Below are 7,559 nucleotides of genomic sequence, written 5' to 3' on the forward strand. Positions count from 1 at the left end.
ACAAAAGACAATGGCACGGTGCAATCACGGGCGACGCGCTAGACTTTGTATTGTGAATGTCATTAAAAGGTTGCGATTGAAAACCTGACTTGTTTGACAAGCCTCATCGCAGTCACTAGTGTCCAGTTGGATCCAAATATTTCAGTCGAATAGGGTGCGAGTAGTGTCACACAAGACCAACCCTCTCAGCAGTATCAAGGTCAGCGGGTCGATACCCGCTCACCTCGCACGTTCGGTGATCGAAGAAACGCTGCGTTCGGCGATTCTCGATGGGCGCATCCCTTGCGGCACCGCGTTGCGCCAGCAAGACCTGGCTGACCTGTTCGGCGTCAGCCGTATGCCCGTGCGCGAAGCCTTGCGCCAGCTCGAAGCCCAGGCGCTGCTCAACGTTGTCGCCCATAAAGGTGCCGTCGTCGCACCGCTGGTCCAGGGCGACGCCGTGGAAACCTATGCGCTGCGGATTCTCCTGGAATCCGAAGCCCTGCGATTGTCGATTCCATTGCTCGAAAAAGAAGACCTGGAAGCCGCTGCCCGTCATATCGATGATATGGAGACCGAGCAGAACTACAGCGAGATTGGCCGTCTCAATCGCTTGTTCCACATGTCGCTGTACTGCAAGGCGCCTAACCGCCGCCTGTTGGGCCTGATCGAAGAAGGGTTGAACGAAGAAGAACGCTTCCTGCGTTTCAACCTCGAAGCGATGGGACTGGGCAAACTGTCCCAGGACGATCACCGGGAGCTGTTGCTGGCCGTGGAAGATCGCGACATCGAGCGCGCAGTCAAGCTGCTAGAAAATCACCTCAACCGCGGTGTAGAGGTCATTACGCGCTATCTCGCCAGCCCTGAAGCACTGAACAAGAAAACCACCCGGTAAATCGTGCCATCAAGCCTGAACGAGCAGATCGGACTGCTCGTTTCGCTGACCACGTCGGCGCTCAGCCCCTCGCTAAAGCCTTGCCCTCGATTTTTCCCTTCCCAAGCCCAATAACTGTACCGAGAGGATGACGCCTCGGTGATAGCGGCTGCCGTGATTTACGCTCACTCTTGGACGGCCAACAACCAATGAACGGGCGACGCTGCGCACCTGCGCAACAGTCCCCGCCACAAGAACCTACGGAAGGAGTCTTGTCACGGGAAAGGAAGCATCGGCGTTGATCCCAGCCAACTTCCACCCTCTAAAGTCACGTCATTGATTCAACCAAGAAAGTTGCTTCGAGTGAGGCATTCACTCTTTATTTCAATTCTGACTTTAATTAGTTGGAAGGAGCAACTACGCCTGAATAAAACTTCAAACCGCAGTTTTATTGGAGCTTGTCGCGCCGAACAAACTTGAACTTTCATTTAATTAAAAAATGACTTGCCGGAAACTTTATTCGTGTATTAGTTTTTGCTCGCCGCACTGAGCAAAGTCCTACAAGGCTTGCCCTGTGGACTCATAGCCATTCAAACCGACTAATCAGTTCGAGGCACTTGCTCGCCCACTGAAAACTTTAAACGCCAGGCACTGATTGATCGCAACTTCCTTAACGCCATCTCAGATCACTTATAGGCATACTCATGAAAGCGAATAAAGACCGTCTCATCCAGAAGAAAGCAGAACTTAGTGCACACCCGATCTTTTCTGAAATACATTCGCTGGCGGTACTTCAGCGCTTCATGGAAACCCATGTATTTGCAGTCTGGGATTTCATGTCGCTGACCAAACGTCTGCAACAGGAACTGACCTGTGTTCAATTACCTTGGCTGCCGCCTCGAGACTCGCAGGCCGCACGCCTGATCAACGAGATCGTGCTGGGTGAGGAGTCCGATGACCGTCCGGCCCAGGGTCATTACAGTCACTTTGAATTGTATCTGGATGCGATGCGCGAAGTCGGCGCCAGCACCGTCGCCGTGGAGCGCTTTGTTGCGTTGCAACAAGAAGGCGTGAGCTACGACGTCGCGTTGCAAAGCGTGGACGTCGACCCGGCCGCCGCGCAGTTCGTGCGGCACACCTTGCACACAGCATTGCATGCACCGGGACACAGCGTTGCAGCGGCGTTTTTGCATGGTCGTGAGAGTGTGATTCCGCAGATGTTCCAGCGAATTCTGGACGATTGGGGCATCGGCATCGAGCAAGCGCCGACCTTCCGTTATTACCTGGCACGGCACATCGAAGTCGATTCCGAAGACCACGGCCCGGCGGCGGAAAAGCTTCTCGCCCGGTTGGTTGATGGCAATCCGCAACGGGAAGAAGACGTCTACGCCAGCGCGATTGCTGCCGTAGAAAGCCGCATTGCCCTGTGGGACGGTCTGCGCCTGAGCATGGGCGAGCCTTTGCGTGAGGTGACTGTATGAACGCTGCCGATTACCAATCCTTCGCCGACGCCTGGGAGAGCCGCGCGACCATCCGCACTCGCCCACGGCGAGTGCTGGAAAACGATGACAAGCTGATCTATCCCTTGAGCCGTCAGCCGCTGGTGCTGAGCGAAACCTTCCTGCGTGAATGCCCGGAACAGCGGGACTTCGCCTTGGTGCAGACGCTCTACAAATTCATCAACGACGTGGTGATTTTCGAAACCGAGATCGTCGACAAGACTGCGCGCAGCATCGCCAAGAATCGCTTCGCCGTGGCGTTCCCGTTCGCTTGCCGATACGACGCCATGACCGTGGTGGTGGACGAGGATTACCACGCCTTGGTGGCCATGGATTTCATGCAGCAGACCATCGCCATGACCGGCATCACACCGGTCCTGTTGCCAGACGAAATCGAGCTCAGTCGCGCTATCCCGGCGGCGGTGGCGCTCGCGCCGGAACACTTGCGCAGCGCCGTCGAATTGATCTGCGTGGCCATTGCCGAGAACACCGTGACCGGCGATGTCGCGGCGTTCGCCAAAGACGACACGGTCAAGCAATCGATCAAAGGCCTGATGGCCGATCACTTGCTGGACGAAGGTCGCCACTCCGGCTTCTGGGCGCGGCTCGTGCGTATCTACTGGCACACCGCGAGCGAAGACGATCGCCATTGCATCGCGCAGATCCTGCCGGTGTTCATCGGCCATTACCTGACCAACGATATCCAGAAGTCTTTCGACTTCCGGCTGATCGAGTCTTTGCAGATCAGCGACGCGGCGCGTCAGGCCCTCAAGGGCGAAGTCTCGGGGTTGGCCTTCCCGATCAATCGCCATCACCCGCTGGTCGCCAACATCGTGCGGTTTTTCCGCAGCAGTTCGCTGCTCGATTCGCCGTGCGTGCAAGACGCCCTCAGCGACTACCTGGTTTAACGAGGAGAACCTCCATGAGACGTCTCGACATTTTGCTCATTGGGCAAAGCCAGGCCTTGACCGCCCTGGCGCTGGAGCTTGAACAACACGGTCATTCGCTGGTGCGGTTTTTCGACACACTTGATAAGCAACCGTCGTTTGATTTGCTGATAGACGACGCGTCGATGCCTTTCGGTCATTCTGGTGAGACACCGCGATTGACGCTTCAACTGGGTATCGGCGGGTCGGAGGCTGGTAGCTTGCCGTCGCTGGACCTGTTGTGCTCGTACAACGAGGCATTGTTCACGCGTGTGCCGATCGCCGACGAGCCTTACGGCAACGGCCAGGCATTGCGCCTGCGAGCGGTAGCGGAGCTGGTGGATCACGTCGCGCTGCTGGTCAGCCGCTTCTCCCGGGATGCCGAGTATTTTCTGCACGCACAACCGGCCGCGCCGGCTCACTTTGAGCGTGTGGACACGTTGGTGTGGCTTGAACACCTGGCATTCGTCCATCAACTCAACGTCACCGCTCAACCCTGGCTGCTGGAACTGGGGCAGATCCCGATGATCGAGCGCCTTGAACAGCGCCTCCTTCAATCCGCCGAACGACCCGCGCTGAGCATCGACGGTACGACGCTGAGCTATCGGCAACTGCATGCCCATAGCCGTGCTATCCAACAGCAGTTACAGCCGCTGCTCGATAAGCATCAGGGGCCGTTGGTGGTCGGGATCTGCCTGCCGAAATGCAGTGCGCTGTATGCAGGGATTCTGGCGATTCTCGGCAGCGGCGCGGTGTATTTGCCGTTGGAGCCGAGCCATCCGCTGCAACGTCAGCAGTACATACTTTCAAACGCCGGGGCCGTGTTGTTGCTGCATGACGGCCAGCATCCGCTCGCCGAGGACATGCCGGGGCTGGACATCAGCCGCATCGACCTCGACGACGTGGACCTCGAACAACCCTTGATGCGTCAGCGACCTGACAGGGATGCGCCGTGCATGGCGCTCTATACCTCGGGCACCACCGGCCATCCCAAAGGCGTGTTGCTCAGTCAGGCCAACCTTGCACACTTCACTACGTGGTACGCAGACTACGTACAACTCACCGAACAGAGTCGGGTACTGCAGTTTTCATCGCTGAGTTTTGACTCGTCGCTGATCGATATTTTCCCGACGCTGTTGCAGGGCGCCAAGCTGATCGTGCCCAGTGACGATCAACGCCGTGATCCCTTGCAACTGGTCGAGCTGATCCGCCACCAGCAACTCAGCCACGGTTTTTTGCCGCCGGCACTGCTGAGCATTCTGCCGCTGGATCAGTTACAGGGGCTGGATCATGTGATGACCGGCGGCGACGTTTGTGAACCGTACGTGATCGAACAACTGTCGCGCCAGGGCAAGCTCTACAACTTGTATGGCCCGACCGAAGCCACGGTGCTGATCACCGCGCGACAATTGCGTCCCGGCGACAGTAACCGGACCCTCGGCGCACCGATTGCCAACAGTCAGGTGCTGATTCTCGATGAAGAGTTTCAACCCGTTACCGACCACACCGTAGGTGAGTTGTACATCGTCGGGCCGGGGGTGTGCCTGGGGTATCTGAACAACCCGCAGCAGACCGCCGAACGCTATCTGAACCTGAGTTTGCCAAGCGGCCAAAGCCTGCGCGCCTATCGGACTGGCGATATGGCGAAGTGGACGAGCGACGGCATCGAGCTGTGTGGGCGGCGAGATAACCAGGTGAAGATTCGCGGCTTTCGGGTTGAACCGGAAGAGATCGAACGCTGCCTGCGCGACAGCCTGTTGTACCGCCAGGTGGCGGTGGTCATCGACAGTCAGCGGCGCATTCTGGCCTTCCTCGCACAGCCTCAGGAAGACTGGCCCGGTGCCGCTCGCGAAGCCTTGAAGGCTCACGCGTTGCAGTTCTTGCCGGACTACATGCAGCCCGGTGCCTGGACCGAACTGCACAGCATGCCCTTCGCCAGTAATGGCAAAGTCGATCGCAAAGCGTTGCTTGCCATGCCGGTCAACGTCCTGGAAAACACCGCTCGACGCTTGCCAGTCAGTGCCGATGAGGCTTTGCTGCTGGAGATCTGGACCGAGTTGCTGGAGCTGCCGGCCAGCGATATTTCTACCGACGAAAGCTTCTTCAATCTGGGCGGTCACTCGATCCTGTTGTCGCGCATGCTGCTGCGATTGCGTGAGGAGTTCGGGCGCAGTATTTCGATCAACCGCTTCATTGAACTGCCGACCATTACGAAGTTGGCGACCTTGGTGCGCGGCTCCGGCACTGAAGAAGTGCTCAGCGAAAAGGCCTTGGCGGATGCCTTCCGTGAGTTGGATATTCAGCCGCTGCCTGTCAGCCGAATGGGCGACGTGCATAAGGTGATTGTCACCGGCGCAAACAGTTTTGTCGGTGTGCATATCGTCGAGGCACTGCTGGGTTGGGGCGCCACTGAAGTCGCGTGCCTGGTGCGCGATGGCGGTGGGCAATCAGCGGCCGAGCGCTTCGCTCATGCGCTGCGCGAGAACCGTCTGGAGCATCTGGATCTGAGCCGTGTACGGGTTTATGCGTCGGACATGACTCATCCGTTTCTGGGGCTATCCGATGAGGTTTACGCGCGCCTCGATCGAGAGTTCGGCGCGCTGGTGCACAACGCTGCCAACGTCAATCACGTACTCGATTACGAATCACTGGCGCGAGACAACGTCGAACCGATTTTCGAGTGCCTGAAGTTGTGTGAAGGGCGCAGCAAGAAAGTCTTCAACTTCGTCTCGACGCTCTCAGCGTCCAGCACGATTGCCGCCGACGGCCGAGTGCTGGAATTGCCAGCGGCGCAGACCCCGCCAATCTATATCAAGAATGGCTACAACCTCTCCAAGTGGGTCGGCGAACGGATTCTTGAACGGGCTCGCGAGCGTGGGGTGCGGGTCAATCTCTATCGCCCCGGCAACATCAGTTTCAACAGCCTCACGGGTGTCTGCCAGCCGCACAAAAACCGTTTGATGTTGATGCTCAAAGGCTCGATCCAGCTCGGCCAGGTGCCGGAGTTCGCGCTGAATTTCGACCTGATGCCGGTGGACTTTCTCGCCCGATTCATCGCCTTCCATGCCAGCCGCTATCAGCCGGAAAAGGCGGTGTTCAACCTGCACAACCCCGAGCCGTTGAGCTGGGACGACTACGTGGCGTCCTTTCGCGAGGCCGGGCGGGAATTCTCTATGGTCAGCGTCGCGCACTGGCAGCAGCAACTGGGCCGGGTCGACAGCGACAACGCGCTGTTCGGTGTGCTCGGTTTTTACCTCAACGGCTTCGAGGAAGACATCGGCGACATCTCGATGATCGGCCACGCCAACGCCCAGGCCGGCGTGCGACAGATGGGCGCGCACTACCCGGAAAAGACCCCGGCGCTACTGCGGCGTGGTTGCGACTACCTGAAAGAAATCAACTTCATCTGAATCAACCAAACGGAGCAAAACCATGAGCACTCTGCAACCCGATACCCTGATCAAAAATCCTGAAGGCTGCCACGTGGTGTCCTCGGTGGAAGTGCCGGTGGAAGCCACGAAAGTCTGGGCAATCGTCGGCAACTTTGCCGGCTTTGATCAGTTCATTCCGGCACTGTCGCACATCGAAATGACGGGCGAAGGCGTATCGTCCTTACGCAAAAAATTCTTCAAGGACGGTAACCTGGTGGTCGAGCAACTCAACTCGCGGGATGACCACGCGTTGAACATGACCTGGACCACGATCTACAACACCTTGGGCGTGGCCAATTTGTGGGCGGCGATGAGTGTTGAGCCGCTGGGCGTGGGCAAGTCCCGTGCGACCTGGACCATCATCGCCGAACCGGTGCAGAGGGGTGCTGAGGCTCTGCCGGGGTTCAAGGCGTTTGTGCAGGGGTTTGCTGATGATGCGATGAATAATGTGTTGAAGCTGTTTGTATAAGTCTGAGCTTGATCGATAACGCAGCCTGAAACGACAAAACCCCTGTCTGCGTTAGCAGACAGGGGTTTCGGAATTCAATCTTGACGATGACCTACTCTCACATGGGGAAACCCCACACTACCATCGGCGATGCATTGTTTCACTGCTGAGTTCGGGATGGGATCAGGTGGTTCCAATGCTCTATGGTCGTCAAGAAATTCTGTGACCAGCCCGTTACCGCAGCAACGTGCCAGCAAAAAATGGTGACTTCTACTAAAACAAAACCCCTACCTGCATACGCAGATAGGGGTTTCGGAATTTAATCTTGACGATGACCTACTCTCACATGGGGAAACCCCACACTACCATCGGCGATGCATCGTTTCACTGCTGAGTTCGGGA

General features: G+C 57.5%; 5 protein-coding genes and 2 rRNA genes. 5 read left to right on the forward strand and 2 right to left on the reverse strand.

Annotation, left to right across the window (positions count from 1 at the left end):
* Positions 1-163: 163 nt before the first annotated feature.
* The 5 genes from H8F22_RS32220 (at position 164) to H8F22_RS32240 (ending at position 7,178) form a co-directional block, all read left to right on the forward strand.
* Positions 164-874 (forward strand): GntR family transcriptional regulator, encoded by a 711-nt coding sequence (locus H8F22_RS32220; protein WP_027926029.1) that lies wholly within the window; start codon positions 164-166, stop codon positions 872-874.
* Between the two features lie 683 nt (positions 875-1,557).
* Positions 1,558-2,334, forward strand: a complete 777-nt coding sequence (locus tag H8F22_RS32225) for a DUF3050 domain-containing protein (RefSeq protein ID WP_194941133.1) — start codon at positions 1,558-1,560, stop codon at positions 2,332-2,334.
* Positions 2,331-3,260 carry a diiron oxygenase gene (locus tag H8F22_RS32230; protein ID WP_027926031.1) on the forward strand — a complete coding sequence of 310 codons (930 nt, stop codon included), beginning with the start codon at positions 2,331-2,333 and terminating at the stop codon, positions 3,258-3,260. The genes H8F22_RS32225 and H8F22_RS32230 overlap by 4 nt, the downstream gene beginning before the upstream one ends.
* A gap of 14 nt (positions 3,261-3,274) precedes the next feature.
* Positions 3,275-6,688, forward strand: coding sequence for a non-ribosomal peptide synthetase (locus tag H8F22_RS32235; RefSeq protein WP_194941134.1), 3,414 nt, complete (start codon positions 3,275-3,277; stop codon positions 6,686-6,688).
* Between the two features lie 22 nt (positions 6,689-6,710).
* Positions 6,711-7,178, forward strand: coding sequence for an SRPBCC family protein (locus H8F22_RS32240; protein ID WP_027926033.1), 468 nt, complete (start codon positions 6,711-6,713; stop codon positions 7,176-7,178).
* A gap of 78 nt (positions 7,179-7,256) precedes the next feature.
* Here the strand turns inward: H8F22_RS32240 and rrf (H8F22_RS32245) are convergent.
* Together rrf (H8F22_RS32245) and rrf (H8F22_RS33325) are read right to left on the reverse strand one after the other, a co-directional pair.
* Positions 7,257-7,372, reverse strand: a 5S ribosomal RNA gene (gene rrf / locus H8F22_RS32245).
* Between the two features lie 108 nt (positions 7,373-7,480).
* A 5S ribosomal RNA gene (rrf, locus tag H8F22_RS33325) occupies positions 7,481-7,559 on the reverse strand; the annotation flags it as partial.

It is taken from the genome of Pseudomonas mucoides, from assembly GCF_015461845.1.
Taxonomy (GTDB): Bacteria; Pseudomonadota; Gammaproteobacteria; order Pseudomonadales; family Pseudomonadaceae; genus Aquipseudomonas; species Aquipseudomonas mucoides.

What these genes read in the sequence shown, in the direction of transcription:
- H8F22_RS32225 (WP_194941133.1), top strand. Translation starts at nt 1,558, where the DNA reads ATGAAAGCGAATAAAGACCGTCTCATCCAGAAGAAAGCAGAACTTAGT.
- H8F22_RS32230 (WP_027926031.1), top strand. Translation starts at nt 2,331, where the DNA reads ATGAACGCTGCCGATTACCAATCCTTCGCCGACGCCTGGGAGAGCCGC.
- H8F22_RS32235 (WP_194941134.1), top strand. Translation starts at nt 3,275, where the DNA reads ATGAGACGTCTCGACATTTTGCTCATTGGGCAAAGCCAGGCCTTGACC.
- H8F22_RS32240 (WP_027926033.1), top strand. Translation starts at nt 6,711, where the DNA reads ATGAGCACTCTGCAACCCGATACCCTGATCAAAAATCCTGAAGGCTGC.